Annotated in this window: 23 protein-coding genes and 1 pseudogene; all 24 read right to left on the bottom strand. The window is 55.6% G+C overall.

Annotated elements, in window-relative coordinates:
• A pseudogene (locus ENTMO_RS0109795) lies at positions 1–482 on the bottom strand (hypothetical protein); the annotation flags it as partial.
• A gap of 59 nt (positions 483–541) precedes the next feature.
• Positions 542–775, bottom strand: coding sequence for a phage exclusion lipoprotein Cor (gene cor / locus ENTMO_RS0109790; RefSeq protein WP_010429924.1), 234 nt, complete (start codon positions 773–775; stop codon positions 542–544).
• A gap of 107 nt (positions 776–882) precedes the next feature.
• Positions 883–1,554, bottom strand: a complete 672-nt coding sequence (locus ENTMO_RS0109785; RefSeq protein WP_010429921.1) for a hypothetical protein — start codon at positions 1,552–1,554, stop codon at positions 883–885.
• Positions 1,555–1,869, bottom strand: a complete 315-nt coding sequence (locus ENTMO_RS0109780; protein WP_010429919.1) for a hypothetical protein — start codon at positions 1,867–1,869, stop codon at positions 1,555–1,557.
• Between the two features lie 40 nt (positions 1,870–1,909).
• A complete protein-coding gene (locus ENTMO_RS26525; RefSeq protein WP_010429917.1) occupies positions 1,910–2,410 on the bottom strand; it encodes a DUF1983 domain-containing protein in 501 nt (166 codons plus the stop codon).
• Positions 2,407–5,457, bottom strand: a complete 3,051-nt coding sequence (locus ENTMO_RS24020) for a TipJ family phage tail tip protein (protein WP_237702316.1) — start codon at positions 5,455–5,457, stop codon at positions 2,407–2,409. The genes ENTMO_RS26525 and ENTMO_RS24020 overlap by 4 nt, the downstream gene beginning before the upstream one ends.
• A 54-nt stretch (positions 5,458–5,511) precedes the next feature.
• Positions 5,512–5,892: a tail assembly protein gene (locus tag ENTMO_RS26520; RefSeq protein ID WP_237702315.1), complete on the bottom strand. Its 381-nt coding sequence runs from the start codon at positions 5,890–5,892 to the stop codon at positions 5,512–5,514.
• A gap of 7 nt (positions 5,893–5,899) precedes the next feature.
• Positions 5,900–6,130, bottom strand: coding sequence for a tail assembly protein (locus ENTMO_RS26515; protein ID WP_237702314.1), 231 nt, complete (start codon positions 6,128–6,130; stop codon positions 5,900–5,902).
• Positions 6,123–6,842, bottom strand: coding sequence for a C40 family peptidase (locus ENTMO_RS0109765; protein ID WP_010429912.1), 720 nt, complete (start codon positions 6,840–6,842; stop codon positions 6,123–6,125). The genes ENTMO_RS26515 and ENTMO_RS0109765 overlap by 8 nt, the downstream gene beginning before the upstream one ends.
• Before the next feature lie 2 nt (positions 6,843–6,844).
• The gene (locus ENTMO_RS0109760) at positions 6,845–7,582 is read right to left on the bottom strand and encodes a phage minor tail protein L (protein WP_010429910.1); all 738 of its coding nucleotides are present in this window, start codon (positions 7,580–7,582) and stop codon (positions 6,845–6,847) included.
• 55 nt (positions 7,583–7,637) lie between these two features.
• A complete protein-coding gene (locus ENTMO_RS0109755; RefSeq protein ID WP_001704112.1) occupies positions 7,638–7,976 on the bottom strand; it encodes a phage tail protein in 339 nt (112 codons plus the stop codon).
• Positions 7,973–11,110, bottom strand: coding sequence for a phage tail tape measure protein (locus ENTMO_RS0109750; protein WP_010429903.1), 3,138 nt, complete (start codon positions 11,108–11,110; stop codon positions 7,973–7,975). The genes ENTMO_RS0109755 and ENTMO_RS0109750 overlap by 4 nt, the downstream gene beginning before the upstream one ends.
• Positions 11,094–11,366, bottom strand: a complete 273-nt coding sequence (locus ENTMO_RS0109745; RefSeq protein WP_010429901.1) for a phage tail assembly protein T — start codon at positions 11,364–11,366, stop codon at positions 11,094–11,096. Before ENTMO_RS0109745 ends, ENTMO_RS0109750 begins: the two co-directional genes overlap by 17 nt.
• A gap of 50 nt (positions 11,367–11,416) precedes the next feature.
• A complete protein-coding gene (gene gpG / locus ENTMO_RS0109740) occupies positions 11,417–11,848 on the bottom strand; it encodes a phage tail assembly chaperone G (RefSeq protein WP_010429898.1) in 432 nt (143 codons plus the stop codon).
• Positions 11,849–11,858: 10 nt separating this feature from the next.
• Positions 11,859–12,602, bottom strand: a complete 744-nt coding sequence (locus ENTMO_RS0109735; protein ID WP_001704116.1) for a phage tail protein — start codon at positions 12,600–12,602, stop codon at positions 11,859–11,861.
• Positions 12,603–12,611: 9 nt separating this feature from the next.
• The gene (locus ENTMO_RS0109730; RefSeq protein WP_001704117.1) at positions 12,612–13,013 is read right to left on the bottom strand and encodes a phage minor tail U family protein; all 402 of its coding nucleotides are present in this window, start codon (positions 13,011–13,013) and stop codon (positions 12,612–12,614) included.
• A complete protein-coding gene (locus ENTMO_RS0109725) occupies positions 13,010–13,588 on the bottom strand; it encodes a phage tail protein (RefSeq protein WP_010429894.1) in 579 nt (192 codons plus the stop codon). Before ENTMO_RS0109725 ends, ENTMO_RS0109730 begins: the two co-directional genes overlap by 4 nt.
• 9 nt (positions 13,589–13,597) lie before the next feature.
• Positions 13,598–13,840, bottom strand: a complete 243-nt coding sequence (locus tag ENTMO_RS0109720; RefSeq protein WP_029485040.1) for a DNA breaking-rejoining protein — start codon at positions 13,838–13,840, stop codon at positions 13,598–13,600.
• A gap of 25 nt (positions 13,841–13,865) precedes the next feature.
• The gene (locus ENTMO_RS0109715; RefSeq protein ID WP_010429891.1) at positions 13,866–14,192 is read right to left on the bottom strand and encodes a DUF2190 family protein; all 327 of its coding nucleotides are present in this window, start codon (positions 14,190–14,192) and stop codon (positions 13,866–13,868) included.
• 82 nt (positions 14,193–14,274) lie between these two features.
• Positions 14,275–16,308 carry a ClpP-like prohead protease/major capsid protein fusion protein gene (locus ENTMO_RS0109710; RefSeq protein ID WP_193354203.1) on the bottom strand — a complete coding sequence of 678 codons (2,034 nt, stop codon included), beginning with the start codon at positions 16,306–16,308 and terminating at the stop codon, positions 14,275–14,277.
• Positions 16,235–17,734: a phage portal protein gene (locus tag ENTMO_RS0109705; RefSeq protein ID WP_010429887.1), complete on the bottom strand. Its 1,500-nt coding sequence runs from the start codon at positions 17,732–17,734 to the stop codon at positions 16,235–16,237. Before ENTMO_RS0109705 ends, ENTMO_RS0109710 begins: the two co-directional genes overlap by 74 nt.
• Positions 17,731–17,946, bottom strand: coding sequence for a hypothetical protein (locus tag ENTMO_RS0109700; RefSeq protein ID WP_010429885.1), 216 nt, complete (start codon positions 17,944–17,946; stop codon positions 17,731–17,733). The genes ENTMO_RS0109705 and ENTMO_RS0109700 overlap by 4 nt, the downstream gene beginning before the upstream one ends.
• The gene (locus ENTMO_RS0109695; RefSeq protein ID WP_010429883.1) at positions 17,943–20,045 is read right to left on the bottom strand and encodes a phage terminase large subunit family protein; all 2,103 of its coding nucleotides are present in this window, start codon (positions 20,043–20,045) and stop codon (positions 17,943–17,945) included. Before ENTMO_RS0109695 ends, ENTMO_RS0109700 begins: the two co-directional genes overlap by 4 nt.
• Positions 20,045–20,533: a DUF1441 family protein gene (locus tag ENTMO_RS0109690; RefSeq protein WP_010429881.1), complete on the bottom strand. Its 489-nt coding sequence runs from the start codon at positions 20,531–20,533 to the stop codon at positions 20,045–20,047. Before ENTMO_RS0109690 ends, ENTMO_RS0109695 begins: the two co-directional genes overlap by 1 nt.
• Between the last annotated feature and the right edge of the window lie 224 nt (positions 20,534–20,757).

Below are 20,757 nucleotides of genomic sequence, written 5' to 3'. Positions count from 1 at the left end.
AAACCGAGGTTTGTGCGAGCGTCTTCTGCCTTTGTTGCCCCGGTACCGCCGTCAGCGATTGCAAGCGCACCATTGCTCCCTTTCTGCGCCAGTTTACCGATGCCAGGGATCGTTACAGGGGTGCCATTGATAGTAACTGTGATGCTCTGATTTGCTGAGGTGGTGGCGAACGTCTCCCACGCGCCAATGTTCTCGTCGTACTCTTTGATGAGCTGCGACATGCCCTGTGCCAGCCCATCAACCGAGATAATGTCCGACACAAGAATTCCATACTTCTGGCCGCTCAGCGCCGGGGAAGCAGCTGGCGTAACCGTCATTGACGTGGCGCTGTTCACGGATGAAATCTGGAACAGCTGCACCGGGTTAGACATCACAATAATCGTCTGGCCAGCTCGAACCTGGCTGGCGGGTGCCGTCCAGTTCGTGCCGATGCCGGTTGCGGTATTTCCGTTAATGGTGATTGTGCCGGTGTTATAAAGCATATTTTCTCCAGGCAATAAAAAACCCCGCCGGAGCGAGGTTTATTTTGAAACAGAATGAGTTATTGGCAGGTGGTGCTGATGAACGTGTTGGCACTAACCCAGGTCCAGTTAAAGGGATAACCGGCGCGGTACTGGGTCTGATTGTTTTGTTTACGCACTCCGTAAATCTGGACACTGTTTTCCTGTCCGCCGATGAGGGCTGTACCAGAACACACAGGTTGCTGTTTCTCAATAACGCCAGCGCAACCGGAGAGCAAAACCGCCACCGCCAGGCAAAGAATCATGTTTTTCATAGTGGTTATATCCCAGGGCATTCACAAGGTTACACAATAACAATATGAATCAATGGGATATAATTGATTTGGTAGATCAATTATTAGAAATTGATCGTTGAAAACGATCAATCATAGTTGGCGCAATTAATGGCCATGATGACGTTTCTCATGTTTGAGTACGCGACGTTTTGCAGCCCTCCGGAGGGGGTTGTCTGAGGTCTGGCAAATATCCGCGTATTGCTTCCCTCGAGTTTTGCCATGCTCTTGTAAATTGCAGCGTAGGGCTGCGGCTGGCCACCGGCTGATATAACCCCGGTAATCAGGCCGAGCATGACAGGCATGCAGGCCCACTTCCCCGCCCGGGTTGTGTTGATGTTGTAGCCTGAGCTGGCATCCACTCCGGCAGTGCCTATGGTAACGACATCACCGAGCGTGCGCGTCTCGTGGGTTAAAATCAGAGTCCCCGATGCATCCCACACGGCCATCCCGTAATCTGGCTTTGTCTGAGGGAAAATTGTGAAAAAATAAACGTACGCTGTGCCGGTTGCATTAGGTCTGAGAAAATCAATCGTGATGGTGTTTCCGCTTACCGTCTGAGTGATTTCCACCTCAACCGTGCAATGAACGAAGGCCACAACGGGCTGACCTGAGGGAAAGGTGTGCGTCACCTTTGTATTGAAACCCGATGTTCCCTGCAGTGCCGCTGTCTTTCGCGCCTGTAATGCAATTGGCGAGCTGTTCGCGGTAACCCATACCTCACCGCTCGTCGTCGTCAGTAAACCGCCGTACTGCGCCATTCATGCCCTCTCGATCTGGAAAATGAGAAAAGCTGCAACAGCGGGTTCAGTCCCTGCTGAGTAATCGGTATCCCCCACTGAGGAAACTGTTGCAGTACCGCCGGAGATGGTGATCTTCCTTCTTCCAGTTCCCCACTTATCATCGTTCATGACCTGAAAGTAGGTCAGTTTGCAACCCGGAGGAAGGGCAACGGAATAAGAGCCTGTTTTCTGGTTAACGGCCAGTTGCAGATAGCCGCAAACGCTGACTGGCTTAATTCCATAGTTGTTAACCTTGCCTGATGCGTCCCATGTTTGAACACCGTATTCCGCCATCATATCTCCTGAAAAAAAGAGGCCCGCAAGAGGCCTCCCGTCACCATGTACCAGTGATTCTCCCAATCTGCACCCTCAACACATTGTTGGAGTCCCGTACACTGATTGTCTGGTTGGTCTGTTTCATGGCCCCCTCGCCAGCTGTCGAACCGTAGTTCTCAAACGTACCGGTCTTATCCAGCCTCCACCCGACTGAGCCAGCCACATAGTTATTCGACTGGATATAGTTGCCGATTTTGGCGTTCTCAATGGTGCCGTCCTGAATGAAGCTGGCCCGGATGAATGTCTGCCCGTTCTGGATCACGAACGGAAGAGCCACGCTGTTTCCGGCAGCCGTGGTGACGGCGAAGCGGTCTGCCAGGAAGATAACCTGCGACTGCATGCCGGAAGGCGTATTCTCCACGCCGATACCCATCCCCGCGGCGTAATACTGCCCGTTGCTGGAGACGCCAACCTTGATGTTGTACATCGCGCTGAGGTCGCCATTAACGTTGGCTATCGCCTGAGCGTTAGTGGTGATGGCTGAGGTATGCCCGTTCACCCCATAGCCTGCTGGTAATCCGAGAACGTCTGATTCAGGCTGTTGATGGATGCTTTGTTGCCGTTCACTTCCGTCTGCAGGCTCAGCAGCGAGCGCGCCGTTGCTTCCTTCTCGTTAACGATAACCTCGTCAATAAGGTCCAGCTGAGCGCTGTTACCGGCGACCGTTGCGGATAACCTTTTGCGTGTGGCCACCTGCGCCAGCCCGTTCTGGATAATGGCAATGGCTGAGTTCTTCACCCCGCCCGTCATGCCGTCCACAGACACGCTGATGCTGTCGATTCGCTGGCCCAGGGCGGCGGCATCTGTTGCTACCGTTTGCTCAAGCTGACTGAGTGAAGACGAAACATCCCCGACCGTGCTGGAAAGTTCATTAACGCTGGTCTGAACCTTCCCGACGTTCTGGGCGTTTTGGGCGATATCCTTCGCCTGCAGCTCCAGTTCGTCGTTGGCCTGTTTGATGTCATTAACCATGCCAGCAATTTTTTCGTTGCTGTCCACCGCGTTCTCGATCAGGTCTTTGAACGTTTCCGACTCTTTCATATCCTCCAGAATGTCATTGGTTATTTCGCTGACATCTATCGAGGACGTGCCCATGATCCAGTCGGTCCAGTCCCCGGCGTTACCGATACGGTCAATCAGGCGCGCGCGGTACCACTGGCGAACGCCGGCAGGCATGGGGCCATGCTGATAATCTGCAGCCGGGTACGGCACCAGGACCAGCAGTTCAGGATTGGCGTAGTCGGCAGTTGTGGCGCGCTGAATCTCTGTATAGGCCGTGTCGCCTGAGCCATCCGGAAATTTCCAGGTCAGGTCGATATGCCAGACCACATCTTTGGTCGCCAGGAAGTTGAGCGGAGTACCCGGTTTTCCCGTTTTACCGGAGAGATAAGTTGTTTCACCGTATCCCCATGGTGACGACGTATCCTGCGCATTCAGCGCCCGTACGCGCACGTCATAGCTGCCCGAATAAATGCCCTGAACCGAGAAACCCTGCGCGCTGGTAACCGGAACGTTTATCCAGTCCCCGTTGTCCTTACGCCACTGGGCAACATACCGAATTGCGTCCTCTACCTTATCCCATGACACGTCCAGGCTTGCTACAGTCAGCCCCTGAGACACATGATCGCTCTCAGTCACCACGATATTCTTCGGAGCAGACAGGACGCTTATCGGCGTGACGGTGATCGGGGGAGACTCGACCCGAACGCCGTCATCGATGTAACGATATTTGTTTGGATCGTGCTGAACGGCCGTAATAGTGAAACCGCCTGTGCTGTCGTCGTTAGCCGCGATTGAGGTGACCCTGAAGTACTGTATTGCGAGGTTATCACTGTCTATCGCCCAGACAGCGCCCGCCACAGGAACCTGACTGAATGCCGTAGCCACCGTCACCGTTTTTTTATCGGCGCTCACCGCGCTGATTGTCCGCGTCTGGGCTTTTCCGTCGGGAAGGTTAACCACCAGCCGGTCTTTCGCCGCGTAGTCTACTTCTCGATCGAGGGTAATCTGGCGGCCGTTGACCGCGCTTATGCGGCCCCCGTTCTCCTTACCGGAACGGAAAGGATCGGCGACACCGATAATTTCAGCGGGCAAAGGGATATAACCGTCCAGCCCCACGCCAAACGATACGGTCCCGTCTTTGGCATTGGAGAGCAATACCCAGCGACCGCGTCGGTGCGCTTCACTTTGCGAGGTGCAGCCGATTGCGGTCAGGGACGTCTGCCGGATGTCGTAACGTTCTACAAGCGCCGAATCATAGACCCCCTCAACGGTATCGCTGTAATGGTTCTGCGGATCGGACCAGGACACCAGGCAGGAGCTGTAGCGATTTTTGTATGAGCCGCCCGCATAAGTAAACAGCCCATCGATAACGTTTGAGACGTTATAAACCCAGTCAACATCGTCCTGAGGGACGTCTGCCTGGACATAAATCTGATCGTTGCCCCAGAACGTTATTCCACGAAATACCGCGGCGAGATCGTTAAGTACCTGCCAGGCGTCCTCCTGGCTCTGAATGAAAACGTTGCAGGTGAAACGCGGTTCGGTGCCACCGGCCCCGTCGGAAACCATTTCGTCACAGTACCGGGCGATTGAATACAGCGCCCACTTATCCACCATAGACGCATCCACGCGCGTGCCCATGCCGTAAATTTCATCCAGAACCAGATCGTAAAATATCCAGGCGGGGTTATTGGACCAGGCCATTTTGAACCCGCCGGACCATGAGCCAGAATAGTTACGGGTTATCGGATCATAATTATCCGGAACCTTAATCAGCTTGCCTTTTATCTTACAGGTCACTTTCGGCGCGCTGCCGTTGAACTGGCTACTGTCCACTTCGACATACAGGAGCGCTGTTAAAGGATAACGAAGCTTGCTGTCGATGACTTCCGCATACGAAAACACCTTGAAGGCGTTAACCAGTTTCGAATTTGATCCGCTGGCATCAGCCGTAATACGCCTGACCCTGACAGACCAGCCGGACGTGGATTTTGGCAGATCGATACGGTGGTCACGCTGATATTCCGTCGTGGTCTTTCCGTCAAACTTGCCGTTTACCACCGTTTTCCAGGCGCCGCCGTCCGTTGATAAATCGATCGCATACTCGGTGACCGTGCCCACCATATCGCCGTTATCTTTATAGAGATACTGGACCGGAAGGCTGAGCTTGATGCGGATGGCATCCAGGGAAAGGTTGGTAAACTGGCGCGTCCAGGGCGCGGTGGTGGTGACAGTTGTGCCCACGGCCAGCTCGTTGTCGACCTGAGGCATCCCGGCAATATAGGTCTGGTCCTGTGTGCCCTTGCGGAACTCCCATTTCACGCCGCTGAAGTTGTATTCCCCGCTGTCGTTTGCCAGCGGCGTATCGTTGAGAAAAATGTTCTGAGCGGTCAGGTCGCCCTGTATTTCCCCCTCAGAAACGGCAATGAGCATTTTTAATTTTGCGACCGACAGCAGATCGTCAGGCTGCTCAACCGGAGTATGTGAATTGCCACCTCCCCCTTTGGCACCCTGCAGGATGGTTTCTTGTTTAAGAAGCTGCATTTTTTCACCCATAAAAAAAGGTGCCGAAGCACCTTTAAGTTAGTGGCCGCTGGCCTACTGCTGATCGCTCGAGTACATACCGGCGCTGACTATCGCTCCCCCTGCCTCAGTCAGACCGTAGGCCAGGGGGACAGGATGCCCCATAGCGACGGTATTGACCGGCGCCCCGAAGGCGTAGTTAGGCGTGTTGTCCGTGCTGGAGGATTTACCCGCACCGAAGGATGGCTGGGGCGTGAGCATCTGGACAACGCCCCCCAGCATCATTGACACCCCGACGCCGGTCAAAATTGACGTGACGCTGATGGCTGTTGCACTCATCGCAGCCCCCCAGGCTGCCATACTCGCACCGGCGGTAAAGAATGCAGCGACCAGCGCAACGGCACCGACAACTATCTGCAGGACGCCCGAACTTTTGGCCCCCTCATAAACGGGCACGATCCGGTTACACGCTTCCACCGCGGGTCATATCAAACTCTTCCAGCCCGATATTGTTGTCACCGTTAAAAAAGGCGAAACGGATCCCCTTCATATGAGCTTCCGACATATATTTTTTGAATCCGGGAACCTGTGAACACATGGCCCTGAGCATTTCGCGCAGATCGGCAACATCAAACTGAACGCGTTTACCGAATTTTTTAGCCATTTTCCCTTCGAGAATAAGCGTCTTAACCATGCATTCTGTCCTTATGCCTGACCACCCGGACCGTTCTGTCGCGATAATATTTTCCATAAGGCGTTCGCGAAGAAAGGTGCCCGAAAAGATGATGGAGAATGATGTTGTCACCCACATATACCGCGGCGTGATTAGTCACCGATGCCTGCACGCTCATCATGATGACGTCCCCGGGCTGCATTGCACCGGCGGCAATCTCAACAAATCCCTCACGCTCCCAGTTGTCGTCGTAGAGCCGTTCCTTGCCGCTCTCCCACCATTCGTAAGGTACTGAATAGTTCCCGAGAACAATGCCGTATTCGCGCAGATAAAATTCACGGATAAGCGACCAGCAGTCGGCGTAACCCAGTACCCACTGCCGCCCGGCATAATCCCGGTCTTCACGCGGGGAAATCGTACAAAAATCCCCGTCCGGCCAGGACATGATCCCCCACTCAATCCCCGACCAGTCGCACTGGATCCGGTCCAGCTCCGAGGGCACCAGCCGGACCACATCCGGATGGGAATGAATGATCATGATGATCTCACCGCGCGCGCGGGCAGCGAGCTGATCTTCCGGGGAGAGCGTGAATGTCTCCTCAGGCTTATCTGCAATGTTGCGGCAGGGAATAAAGATTTGCTGCTGGCCTGACTGAACAATCAGACCGCAAGCTTCTTTGGGGTATTCAGCAGCGACGTGCTGACGGATAGCATCCAGCAATTTTTCACGCATCTTTATTTCCCCTGCAGATTAGCGGCCGGAAAACCACCGAAAGGCAGCGGCGCGTCCGGGCCGTGACGATCCTGACAATCCTGCCGGCGGCCACCACAAACGTCTTTCGACGGGTGATCGGTCGGCGTACCGTCTTTGATAAAGTATTTCGTGCCGTTGTAATCGCATCCGGTCCCGCTTCGGTACCAGCCCCGCATACACCAGGTGCAGACGGGCGTAATCTGCCGTGTCGGCAGCTGCAGGCTCTGAATATCGAAAGGAGAACACAGCTCGAAATCAACCTGTACCCGCGTCTCTGCGGTTTTAGCATTGACGTAAAAGAGCTGTACGCGCTCATCGGCCGGGCTGGCACCCGGATTACCGTTTTTCCAGTTGGCGGCATCGAGATACTTCGAAAGCGTGGTATGGATTTTGACCTTAGCCCTGACCATATCGTCATATTCAAGACACAGCGCGGTGACATAGTTTCCGACGTTCCCGACGGACAGCGTAGGCGTTGGCTGGGAACCTGTACTCGACAACTCCATCCCCTTCAGTTCGTAGGGATGGGGATCGTACTGGTTTCCCTGCCAGATAATGGCGGGCAGATTTTCTGCGGCGAAGGCTGCCCACCCCTCTTCCTGAATATTGTGTGCATGAAAACGCAGCACCTGATCCATACCGAATTCAGTGCCGTCGATCTCAATCAGCTGAATAACGCTGCCGGGCTCAAGCTGTTGGATGTCTGCCGTAAAACTCATACTCCCCCCATAAAAAAAGCCGCCCGGAGGCAGCTTTCAGTTTTTGTCGAGAAAATCAGGGCGCGAACGCCTGTTCAAAAGTGAAGGCCACAGTGGCTTTTTTCCCGGTAGGGAAAGAAACGCTGAACGAATCGGCCTTCATTCTGAACAGCTTTTTTTCACCCCATGGCGTGGTCCACCAGAACGATTTAGTAACGTGAGACATCAGAAAAGCGCGCAGCGCAGCCGCCTCCTGTCTGGTGCCCGTCCAGTCCAGGTTCCACGTTTCCTGTTTGTCGTTGATCCCCATCCCCGCTATCTGTTTGTAGCCATCCCCGAACTGGGCCTGCAGCGTTCGGGCTGTTTCAGTGCCCTGCGCTGTTTTTCGCGTGCGCCAGGTAAACGTGTCCGTCACTGTGTCCTCCTCGAATAAAGCACGCCGCCCGCGGACATTTCTTTTTTCAGTCGTTCGGTGATTGTCTGCTGAACAATCGCCTGCAGCTGTTTCGCCGTCCCCGTGGCGTTCGCCTGATTTATGCTTCCGTCACTCCCCTGCTGGCTGATGCTGACTGGGGCATAAACACTGATCCCGCCCATACCAGCACCGGCTGCGCTCCCGCCGCCGACCAGACCACCCGAGGCATACCCGCGCATCAGGCGATAGAGATTAGCCACGCCGATGCGGCTGGTTGATTCTTTGGTGAAGACGAATTCCCCGCGGTGAACGATACCGGCTGGCTCGTACTTGCCGCCGTGCCCGGTAAAACCGCCCACGTCAAAACCCTGTGGCCGGTATGACGGGACCGCGAATGACTGACCTGCAGAGGAGGTTTTCGCCCCGCCGCTAACCCAGCCCATTGCGCTCTGGATGGTGTAAGCCACCAGCAGCTGGTTGATAACGGACACTATCATTTTAAGGATCGAGCTGGTGAAGTCCCTGAAGCTCGCCTTACCGGTTGTCGTCAGGCTGGTAAGCTGGCCCGCCAGCCCGCTGAACGTAGCCTGCGAAATCTGCTGAACAGAGCTGAAAACGTTTGTCGCTGAATCCTGATATTCGGCCCAGCCCTGTTTCGCACCGGCCAGCCAGTTTGCGCGCAGGGCATCTTCAGCCTCAAACGTCTCCCTTTGCTCTTCCAGAACCTTTTGCTGCGCCTGAGGGTTGTACGAATAGCTTTCGCTGAGACGCTGCAGCGTAGTTTGTCGCCCGGCTTCCCGGGTGGATAACCCCTCAGACTGAGCCTGCAGGCCCGCCCTGGCGGCTTTTTGCTGCTGCTCAAACTTCACGGCCTGATCGGCCAGCTGGTTGAGCTTTTGCTGGCTGGCAACCTTATCGCCCAGGTCGGCAAGCTGCCGCTTGTACTCGAGCGTTTCTTCCTTGTGCGCCAGCAGGGATTTTTCCTGCGCCGTAAGCTGACGACGCCCCGCGGCCTCCTGCAGAACGGTGAACTGATTTTCAGTCTGCCAGAGATCCTGATGCTGTTTGCTGATGACGTCGTTCACGCTGGTATGCTGCTCAAGCGTTTTAAGCTGGGCCTGAAGGGTGAGAAGTTCGGCCTGCGCCTTTTCCTCGGCTTTATCCCCGGCGGGCGTTGAGTAGCTTTTGCCTTTCGGCGTTTTTGGATCCTTCCACTGCTTTCCAATCCCGGCGCGGGCAGCGGCAATATCCTTTTCAGTCCACAGCGTGGCGACACCGTCTTTCGCATCCTGGCGGTTTTTCTCAATAAGCTGACTGAGCTTTTTCTCTGCTGAAGCCCGCTTTTCTGCCGCCGTCGCGCCGGACTCCACCAGCTGGTTAAACTGCTGCTGGCTGCGGATTGCCTGAGCCTGCTGGTCCGTCCGCATTTTTTCCCGCGCGGCTGCCAGCCCTTCCTGGGCGTATTGCTGATCGGCAAGTTCGTAAGCCTGCTTTTTCAGCTCCACCTGCTGGCGCGCGTTTCTGAGCCTTTCCGCATCCGCTTTCTGCAGAACGTTGTTACCGGCATAATCCGGGTCGACCTTAAGATTGCTGGACAGCGCGCGGTACTCTTTCTCTGCTGCCTGCCATTCAGCAAAAGAGTCCTGGCGCTTCATCGCGGAGTCAGGATTACGCCCTATGCCAAGCATCGCATCCCATGCGCCTGAGGCGGCATTCTTCACCCAGTTCCAGGCTTTTTCGAGGGAGCCAAGATTATCCTCGACCGCCCCGGCGCGCTGAATGACCGCGTCGGAATATGCCCGCATGGCCAGCTCGGCAGCTTTCTGCGAATCCCCAAGCGCCTGAGCAGAAGCTATCTGTTCATACTGGGTGGCCGTCAGAAAGTGAAGGGAATCGTTGAGCGTAGCGACCGCGTTAACCGGATCATCCTTCAGGCGTTTAAACTGATTTATGGTTTCGTCAACGGCCTGCCCGGTAGCCTGCTGCAGCCTGGGGGCAACATTGCTGACCATGCTGACGTCATTCCCGCTGAACGCGCCGCTTCCAACGACCTGTGCCAGCACGCCTGCAGCGGCATGCTGAGTGATGCCATTACCGGCCAGCGAGCGAGCCAGCGCCTGAAGCTGCCCTGACGTTTTCCCCGCGTAGTTCCCGGTCAGGATCAGCTGCCTGTTAAATTCCTCAGACTCTTTGCTGCCGTCATACCAGGCCTTACCCAGCCCGAATGCCGCCGCGGCAATCCCACCAACCAAGCCGGCGATCCCCAGGCCGCGCAGCGACAGCAGCTGGTCTATCCATCCTGCCCGGTTCGCCAGCGTGATCCCGGAGCCGCGCAGTGCACCGAAGTTACCGCGCATGACCTCGCCGATAAGTACCCCCAGCTCCTGCCGGGCAGCAGCACTTTGAAGCCCCAGACCGTGCGTGGCCACTTTGGCAGCTTCAAGTTTGCGGATATAGACCTCAGCCGCATCGCTGGCACCGACCTGCGCCGCCTTCATGCGCAGCAGCTCGGTACCGGAGAGCTTTTGCTCTGCAACCTGTTGCTTCAGCTGGCTGAGGAATCGCGTGCGCGCTGCGGCCGATTTTTCCTCCACGATCTGCAGTTCTTTTTGCCGGGCCGTGGTGCGGGAAATAAGGGCGAGATAATCCTGCGGGGTTATGTTGCCCTGTGCCCTCGCTGCGCGAAAGCGCGCCTGCACGTTCGCAAGCGACTGTGTCTCACCATTGAGCTGGCGAACGCCGTCAATCTGGCGGAAAAATGATGCCGCCAGTTCATCCTGCCGACGGGCAAGCGCTGCGGCCTGCCCGTCATTCTCACGCATGCGCTGATTAAGCTCGGTCACGCGGCGGTGAGTTTCATCAACGGACTTTGAAACGTTCTGCCAGTCTTTGGTCAGCCCTTCCGTTGCGGCCGACTGGCGGGATTTCATATCTGCGGCAGCCGCCGCGCCAGCGTCGCCCACGGTTTTAAACGCAGCCGCCTGCCGCTCGGAAGCGCGCTGCATTCGCGTCTGGACTTTTTCAGAGTCCTCAGCCATCCCGGTTAGCTGGCCCTTTATGCGGGCAACCTGCTCACTAAACGTGGCGCTGTCGACGTCAAGGTTGATGACCAGATCGCTAATCTGCTGGGCCATATCGGATACCTCCTGTTATCCCCTCAGCTGCGGCCATCAGCGCATCATCATCCGGCTCGTCATCGCTGATGACGATACCGGAAGGAGAAAGCAGGCTGAAATGTGCGGGGGTAAGTTCCGGGTCGCGGAAGAAAAGAGTGGAGATGGAATAAAGCAGCTCTGAGAAATGCGCATCGAGCTGCGCGTCCTGAAAATAATGCTCCCGGTAGAACTGGTGCCAGTCGCCCAGCTCACTGGAAGTCATTCCAGCCAGCATGGCGCGCCAGTCGGGTCGCCCGAACTCGCGCGCCAGATTCAGGACAAACTTCAGCTCGCTGGCAAGGGCTTTTCCGCCGTAACGGGTTCAGCGCTTTCGGCCTCCGCTGAGGCATCCGGATCGGCAGCGTTGTCATCCTCAACCGGAACGAGCATGCCGGAGAGCAGCTTTATTTCCATTTCTGCTTTACCGATCGCCTCTGGCGGCCAGCCGCTAAGCACCTGCTGATAAAGCGTTTCCACATCCGTGCCAGCCGGATCGTTATGCCACAAAGACATCGCGATCAAACGCGCACCGCAGCGAATATTTGAGCCTATCAGCCTGGCCGTCATTTCCTGATCGCTGATGCCGTCGCTGTCAGCGCTGACGGCCTTTTCCTCTGCGGCCATAAACGTGATGTACTCAATACGCTGCAGCGCCGACAGCTCGAAGATGGTCAGGGATTCTGTTTGCCAGGTGAACTTCTCTTTTTTCAGAAACATGCGTCCTTCCTTACGCTGCAGTTACGGTGACTTTGCAGACCGCAACGAAATTACCGTCGCTGGTCATAACAATAACGTCAGCGGTGCCTGCCGCCACGCCGGTGACGGTGATCGCGTTGCCGCTAACGGTGACCGTTGCTTTTGCCCCGTCGGAGGTTGCCACGCGGAACGAGGTATCTGAGGCACTGGCAGGGTTAACCGTCACATTGAGCGTTGTGGTTGCGCCGACGGCCACGCTTGCCGTGGCTTTATCGAGCGTAACGCCGGTCACGGGGATATTCGGGGTCCCGCTTTCTTCTGCAAGTTCCGGCTTGCCGGTATTGGTGATTTTCGCTGTACGGGTAATGACCTCTTTTGCCGGAATGGCTTTACCCAGGCTGCTGCACCAGCCGCGGAAAACGTCGACGGTACCGTTCGGGTATTTGATTTTGTAATAACGTACTGAGCCATCAATAAACCATGCGACAAGGTCTTTTTGCCCTTCTTCGCCCGGCTTCCAGGCGAGGGTGAACGAGGTATCGCCAGCAGATTTTGCCCCCTGGGCCGTCGCGTTCCAGTCGGCATCCTCGTCGTCGAGGTAAGTGTCGTCATACGATTCGGCGGTCATTTCGCCCGGCGTCAGCTCTTTAATTTTCGCCAGGCGGTTCCAGTCGATATCCGAGAGTGGGTTAGCGAAAGCGTTGCCCGTTCCGGTGTAAAGCCAGAGGGTGGTACCGGCACCTTTCACGGGGGCCAGCGGGTTTGGAGTAGGCATAAGTACCTCTTAAATTGAATAGGTGATTAAGTACGTGAAATCGACTGAACCCCAGGTGGCCATTTCATCATCCCGCTGATAGTCATAACCCTGCGGGGTGAACGTCTCGACCAGTTCGGTCAGACCCGGGATGAAGGCCATTGCCGGATACACTTTCTCTTCCATCCAGGAATCAAGCGCGCTGTCGGGGCTGGAGGCTTTAAGAAATACCTCGATGTGAACAACCGCCTGCCACGAATCTTCGTCAAGCGAATCGCCGGTGTACTCCGCGTCAGAAAGGTATACAGCCACGGCAGGGAGATCCTGCTCTTCAAGAAAAACAGGGCGCCCGTCAAACCAGGTGACCGTGTCGGTGATCTCGGCTTTCAGTTTTGCCAGAATGGCTGCACGAATTGCGCTGTGTCTGTTCATCGCTTCAGGTGGATCCTCAGTTGGTTTTTCAGGGCTGCGGAAAGTTCTTTGGGCATATCGCTTTCAATAATGCGCTTTGAAATAGCGGTGAAGGCCACGGTGAGCGGTGTCTCAAGAGGAACTTTGACCACATCAATCGGATAACGGGCCTGGCCTACGCGCCGCATGACCTGCCAGCGCCCGTTCGAGAGCTGTTGGATAAAAGCGTTACGAAAGGTATAGGGCCCGATTTTAAGGACGCTGCCCGCTCCGTTTCTGGCCCCTTTTTTACGCGAGAGCCGGACGCGCGCCGTGCCGAGCTTTATCGCAGGAAGATTACCGCGGTTGATTTTTATCGACGCGACCGGGCGATCGTGACGGGCCTTGCGCAGACGGGAACGCTGGCGGACCAGACGAACCGGAAGCCCCTTTTTCCGGTTATCATCAACTGTTGCTTCTTTCGCTACAGCTTTGCTCCCCTGGCTTATCGTTCTGCTGGCCACCCGGTTTAGTGCTTTTGCGGTTGCCTCAGGAACGATTAACCGGCTGAGGCTGTTCAGGTTCTGAATAGCCCTTTCCAGTCCTTTCACAGACATAGAGCCTCCTCATTCGAGATGGATGCGGGGTTTTCCGTTGAACATGTCATAGCGGGTAACGGTCAGGTTCTTACCGTCGTAATCGACGCTGTCGTTTCGGCGTGGCTGGTAAAGCTCAGAGAAAACCACCAGCGAAGTACCTGTTCCCGACAATGGTCCCATTTCCTCGAGTTGATCGGCTGGAACAACGTCATAGCTGCTGCCATTGATGATCGCTGTCTTTCCCATCTTTTTTATGGTGGCCGCGTCCATGCGCGCCGCCATCCGGTCAAAGGGGTTAGGCATTGATCTTAACTTCAACAACGGTGGTGTTTGCCCCTGCATCTTCCCAGGCGATGCCCGCGGCAACGGCGTCCGTTTCTTCGATCGTGATTTTGCCGTCCTTCAGATACACCTGCGCCCCGGCAGTAACCGCATCTGCGGATACTTTTGGCAGAAGGAAAACACCCTCAGTAAAACCGTCCCCGGTATCGCCAGCCGGGATATCGGTAATTGCCACCGCGATAAGTTTTCCAACAACAACCGGGTCGCCGCTGTGAACATCGGTTGCACCGCCGTTTACCAGAGGGATCGTTTTCCCGTCCTGCGCATAGTTCTTAGCCATAACTTCTCCATTCAGCCCCTTGCGGGGCTGGTTTCAGGTATAAAAAAAGCCCTTACGGGCGTCTGTTTGTCAGGACTGTTTTTTACTGACCAGAGGATTTGGTCATGCCGCGATAGTCCAGCGGCGCCACACCAGCATCAATACGCACTTTCGTGGCGATACCATCAGTGGTGAAGCCTTCCTGCTGATCGATGTATGGCGTGTCGACGCCGTTGAGATAAGCGACCTCGATGGTGTCGGTGCCCTTCGCGGCAGCCAGATACCAGGCTTTCGCATCAGCTTCATCCAGGCGTGGTTCGGCAATGACTTCTGCAAAGTTCTGGATAGGGTTAACGATCCCGGCATTGATGTCTGCACCTTTAACACTGGCCGACTTGATGGTCTGATTTGCCAGAGTTTCCAGGGCGACGGGCACCAGCATGTAGGCCGGACGGATATTCAGGGTTCGCTCCCCCTCCTTCTGCAGACGCATCAGCTTGCGCGATTCGTCCAGGCTGGCCACAGAAATTGCGCCCGAGCTCAGGTTCTTGTGATCGGCATGGAACAGCGCCTTTCCGTCTGAGAGTTTCGGGTTTTTGGTCAGAATGGCGTAAACCAGATCGCCAATCGTTGCTTTCGCCGCGCGCCCCATCTTCATCGGTACGTCGGTAAGCTGGTTCAGATCGTCGTTGATGATCGCCTGGCGGGTTACTGAGAAGATTTCACCATACGTGGCAAGCGCGATGGTTTCGCCTTTGTCACTGGTAGTGATGTACTTGTACTCAGCCCCTTCGCGAACCTGTCGCAGAGAAGGGAAACCACCCATGCCGACACGATGCGCCGTTTTGAAGTCCGACAGCTGGCCTTTTTTGGTCCACTGTTCGAAGGTTTCCTGCGCCTCGTCCCAGCCCTGAATCAGCGCTTGGTTCGCAACATCAAGCAGAATGTTGCCAAAGTCCGAGGTGCTGTGGGTCAGCGCCAGGGCAACCATCTGCATCGGGTTGTAGCTGGCCACGCCGATACCTTTTTCAGTCAGGGCCATACGCGCATACTCGCGCAGCGTCATACCGTTATAAACGTTATCCCGCTCCTGACCTTCGAACCCGGCACGCGCCATCAGTGCCTGGCGAATACCATCCGCGACGAAGTTACCATTGCCCGCATGAATATGCGGCTGGGTGGTTTTATTGGACGGCGTGGCCGTTTTACCGAGTTCTGCCAGCAGCAAATCTTTCGCCTTATCGACGGAACAATCAGGGTCGGCCACACACTGATTCTGCAGTTCCATGTGCTTATTGCCGAACATGGCAAAGAGATCGCCGATAGCGTTAACACGGGCTTTCTGCTCAGCCAACACCTGCGCGCGGATCACATTTTCATCCGGTGCCGGGTCTGTTTTTGCCTGCGGTGCCTGAGGCTGGGTAATAACCGGGTCACGCTGGGTAGTGTTGCGCGGCGGGGTGATCATGTTGCGAATGCTTTTTGGCATTTTTTCAAATTCCTCAATACGTTTTGAATGAATACAGGCCATAGCCTGAAGGGATGGTGTCACCTGGTCGGCAAAACCCAGTTCAAGGCACTCGCTGCCGTTCATCCAGGTTTCGTCCTCCAGCATTGCCGCAATTTCTTCGGTGGATTTTCCGGTTTTCTGCGCATAAGCCGGGATAAGAACGGATTCAACCTTGTCGAGAAGATCCGCATAGTCGCGCATATCGCTCGCGTCACCACCAGCAAACCCCCAGGGCTTATGGATCATCATCATCGTGTTTTCAGGCATGATGACCGGATTGCCTACCATCGCAATCACCGAGGCCATGGAGGCCGCGAGACCGTCGATATGCACGGTAATCGCCGCGCCGTGGTGCTTCAGCGCGTTATAAATAGCAATACCGTCGAAGACATCACCACCGGGCGAGTTGATATAAAGGTTGATGTGGGTGACGTCCCCAAGTGCCCGGAGATCATTGACGAACTGTTTCGCCGTTACGCCCCAGTACCCGATTTCGTCATAGATAAAAATGTCGGCCTCGCTGTTATTGCTGGCCTGCATGCGGAACCACGAATTACTTTTTGCGCTGGCTTTCGGACGGTGGCGCGCCCGGTTCTTTGGCTTCGGCACTGGTGCCTCCTTTATCATTGGCGGGGTCGGTGTCAAACACCAGGCCCTGTTCACGGTTCTCGTCAACCTCCGCTTTACGGCGTGACTTAACATCATCCGGGTTGCGACCGCTGGCACGTATCCAGTCGGATTCAGTAGCAGCACCGCCGCGGATCTGCGTTTTCCAGGCATTCGCTTCTTTAACGGGATCAATCCACGGCATAACGGGCCCCGAATAAACCGCGTTATAAAGCGAGTCCATATCGATGCCTCTCGGCAGCTTGATTTCTCCGGCAGCAATAGCCATCTTCAGCCAGGCCCGGTACATGGGCCGGGTCACTGAACCGATGAACCAGTCCTGAAGAATCAGATATCCGTCGGTTGACTCGACAAGCTCCTGCCGCTGGGCACTGTACGTTCCGTTGTAGTTTCTGGATGTGCTGGAAAAGCTGAGGCGACTGCCGGCGGACACGGCACGCAGCTGTCCGTTACGAAACGACTCGAGGTTAGGGTTCGGGCGATCGGATTTAATCATCCCGATTTCTTCCCCGGCCTGCAGCTCGTCATAGAGCATACCGGGCTGAATCATCAGCTCGCGGTCATCGCTGCTGGAATCAGACTCGAAGCTCTGTCCGTCGCCTTTTTTGATATACATGCCGAGTGCGGCAGCAATTCTGGCAGCGGTAAGCTCCGAGTCCTCGTACTCTTTCAGCGCGCTCAGACGCATCAGAACACCTGACAATAGAGACGTTCCGCGGGTCTGGTGCAGGCGTCGTGTAAATTTGAGATGAAGCATGTTTTCTGCATCTATCTCTTTGGTATCGAACTGACGCCCGGATACTGGCAGGCTTTTATAGACCTGATATTTTTTCGGGCGCCCCCAGTTATCGACAAAAACGCCCTGATTGAGCTGGGTGGCGGCATCGCTGTTCATCGGCACGAAGTCCGGCTCCAGCGCTTCCAGCCAGAACGGCACGCCAGCAACCGGCTGAAGACCATTTCCGGTACCGCGAACCAGCTGAGCAAATACCTCACCGTCCCGGAGCCACGTTCGCAGCATCAGCCGCTCCAGCATGGGGCGGGTAAACTGGGTTGTAACATCGGGTCTTACGGACCATTCGCCCCACTTTCTGCGGATATCAGTGGCCAGCTTTTTAGCTATCTTCCCGTTAGTCAGCATCGGATGCGGTTCAACTATGATGCCCTTCGCACCCACCACCCTTTCTTCCAGCTTGTCGAAAACGCCAATCACCAGATCGTGGTTGTTGTCCAGCCAGCGCGCCTGCTGCCTCAGTGAAACCGCCCCCATCTGGCTGAGCTGATCGGCTGAACGATTTTCCTTCTGGGCTTTGTGGGTACGCGTTTGCTTTACCGCCTCATACGCCTTAATAACTGCGCGGGCACGCAGGCGTGAGGCTTTCCAGCCTGGTGAAAACAGGCCTATCGCATCATCTAAAAAACTCATCCAAACCTCGCCAGCCTGTAGCCGGGTCGCCCGCGGTGTTTGTTATTGAGCGTAGCCAGTCGTCGCTCCCATTCCTGACGGCCTTTTCTGATTTCCGACAGGTTTTCGAGCGTCATCTGCTGCCCGTTGAAAGTGATTGATTTCCCCTCCAGAACAGACAACTCGGCTGCAGCGTAGCGGTCGATCATGTTTTGAATATCTGCTGGGTTCACACCCAACCTCCTGGCGAAGACCACGGATTAGCCTGCTCGGTTACGGGCTTCTCACGTTTTGGTTTTGATTTAGATTTCGGCGCAGGCGGCGGGGATGGCATTTCGCCAGTTTCCGTCTGCGTGTCCTCGATCCACGTTTCCCGCCGTGCCCACTCAGGAGCTGACGGCCATTTGATTTTTTCGTAACCACTAAGGATGGCGAGCGCGTCGGCATAAACGAGCAGGTCAAATGCTTCGTTTGCGCCCCGGCCGGGCTTACTCCATTTCCCTTCATTCGAGCGTTCCTCATACGTCAGTTCGTCATAGAACCAGCTGCCCAGCCAGGCGGGGAAATGCACATAGCCAGGGCCGGGTGAATCTCGCCACAGCGCATTATTCACCCGGTCTTTAAGGGCATCGGTCTGGAGAAGATAAAGAGGCACATCACCCGTCGCCTGTGCGCGGCGCGTTGATCTGCCCGTGTTGTCGGGAAACGTTCGCTGGATAAGTTTGCTGCGCCTGACGCTGTCCCCCTTGAAGAGATAGATACGCTTACCCAGCCCCTCACGGCGACATCTGCGCCAGAATTTGTAGGCATTATCCGTCACGCCATCTTCACCCCCTGAGTCCACGGCCATCGACATCAGCCGCATGCCCTTTGACGGGTCAGCTGCGAGTGGCCACGTTTTATCAAAGACGTCGGTGAGTAAAAGATCCCAGTCCTCCGGATAGCTCGCCGGATCCACCTGAATGCTTTCCCCGTTGCCGTCGCAGCGCAGCGAATGCCGGATGTTGTAACGGTCAACTATCCAGCGCTCACCCATACTTCCATAACCCGTAATCTGCACAACAAAGCGCCGGTTGCGCCCGGCCTGCACGTCCACGGTCGCAGTGAGGAACTGCACGCCATCGGGTACCGAACGTTTTGGGACTTCTTCGGCACGCTGCTCGAGCAATTCACTTTTACGCTGCTCCATGCTGGCCCGCGGCAAATAGGGCCTGCCGAAATCGGTGTTGATCACCGTCTTCAGGGTTTCTTCGCTGCGCGTGGATTCATATTCCTGCTCGGCGGTCAGGAACTTATAAATAAGCTGCGCCCAGGTCTGGTAAGCAGCTGCCGGACCTTCCATCCAGAAGGAGGCAATACGGGAACGACGGCCATCACCGCTAACCAGGCCTTTCCTGTCGATGGTTTGCCCGTCCCGGAGCCAGACACATTTCATGTTAAGCGCACGCTTCATGTCCGGTGTGATCCTGCCTTTACAGGCCGGGCACTGTAGAAAAGCCGCTTCGCTGGCAAGCACAGGATCGCTGCTGTCGCGGTACCCGGTCATATTGTCCATTTCCGGCTGGAAATATTCGCCGCAATGGGGGCATGGCCAGTAAAGACGACGGCGGTCACCACGGTTATAGAGCGATAAAATTCCGGTGGTCGGAGGGGCTTCATGGGGCGTGGAACGCCGCCATTTTGTGTCTCTGATATCCCTCCCGGGCGAGCTTTCAACCAGCGTCATCCCGGAGGACATGAATGTCGTGGTACGCTTCGATGCCAGTGAAAAAGCATCCCCCTCCCCGTCGATATCTTCCGGAAAGCGGTCATAATCCGTCAGCGCCACACTCTTATAGTCCGAGGACGACATGATATTGACGGATGGCCAGCCAAGCTTCAGATAGTTACCGGCGCGGAATGTACGGTCGTAGACGTTGTTATCGTTACGTCTTGGGCTTAGCCGGGTTTTAACTTCAGGGCTACAGCGAAAAGTACGGTCCAGGCGTTTTTTGGAATGCTCGCGAGCTTTTTCCTCAGATACCTGAATCACAAGCATATCTGCCGGATCGCAGACAATGTTATAAACAATCCAGCCGTCAATGAGCCCGATGGTTTTACCCGTTCGCGCCGGGCCCACAAACACCACCGCATCGTATTCACGCGATGCAAGGCAGTTCATCGGCTCAATCACATAGGGTGCCAGATCCGGATCCCATGGAACTGAGTTTCCCGCCCCCATTGGCACGCGCATATAAGTACTGACCGCATCGGCCACCGGCATACGACGCGGGGCTCGTAAAATACCGGAGACATCGCGGCGGATGTCCCTGGCGGATGCCCGCTTTGCCATCAGTCCTCCTCAGGCTCTTCCTCGTCTTTTTCAGCGTCCTGCACCCTCTCCGCCATCTGGTCGCGCAGATCATCAATAACGCTTTGCACACGAACTACCGCAGCAGGCGTTAAAGCACAGTCGCGCTCGAGCACATCCGGGAGGGTTTCAAGTACCATGACGACGGCTTTCGCCATCAATGAGAATTCTCGCGCCACTTCATCTGCGGGTATTAACTGCCCCGTATCCTGTTCGAACTTCAGCCTCTCATTCTCTGCTTTCCAGTGGGACAGCCTGTCAGAGGGGGGCATATCATCGATGTTGGCCGAAACGGTAGGGATCATCAGTTCGGTCAGAATGTCGGTCACCAGATAGAGCTTTAACTTGCTGTTGCTGCCTGGAGCAGGTTCAACATTTTTCAGTCTCGCGGCAACCGTCTGACGGTGTACGCCGGTTATCCCTGCCAGCTGGTTGATATTGAGTTTTAAAGTGGCAATTTCCTGGTCCATGATGGTGAACACTTTTTGAACGATTCGACATCTTGCGAAAATGGCCTCTAATTAAATCAAAGACCTGCGCACATGATGATGATGACCCTAGATCCGAAAAACTAGCCGTTTCCCGCGAGCCAGCCGCCCCGTGGTCGGGTCCCCCGCTTGGAGGACCCTCCAAAACAAAGCACTTCTCAAAGCTACGAGTTCCTGATATCGATTATCATTAAAAGTAATTTTAA

The sequence above is a fragment of the Enterobacter mori LMG 25706 genome (assembly GCF_000211415.1).
GTDB classification, from domain to species: domain Bacteria; phylum Pseudomonadota; class Gammaproteobacteria; order Enterobacterales; family Enterobacteriaceae; genus Enterobacter; species Enterobacter mori.
This window is presented reverse-complemented; position numbering and strand designations above follow the sequence as displayed.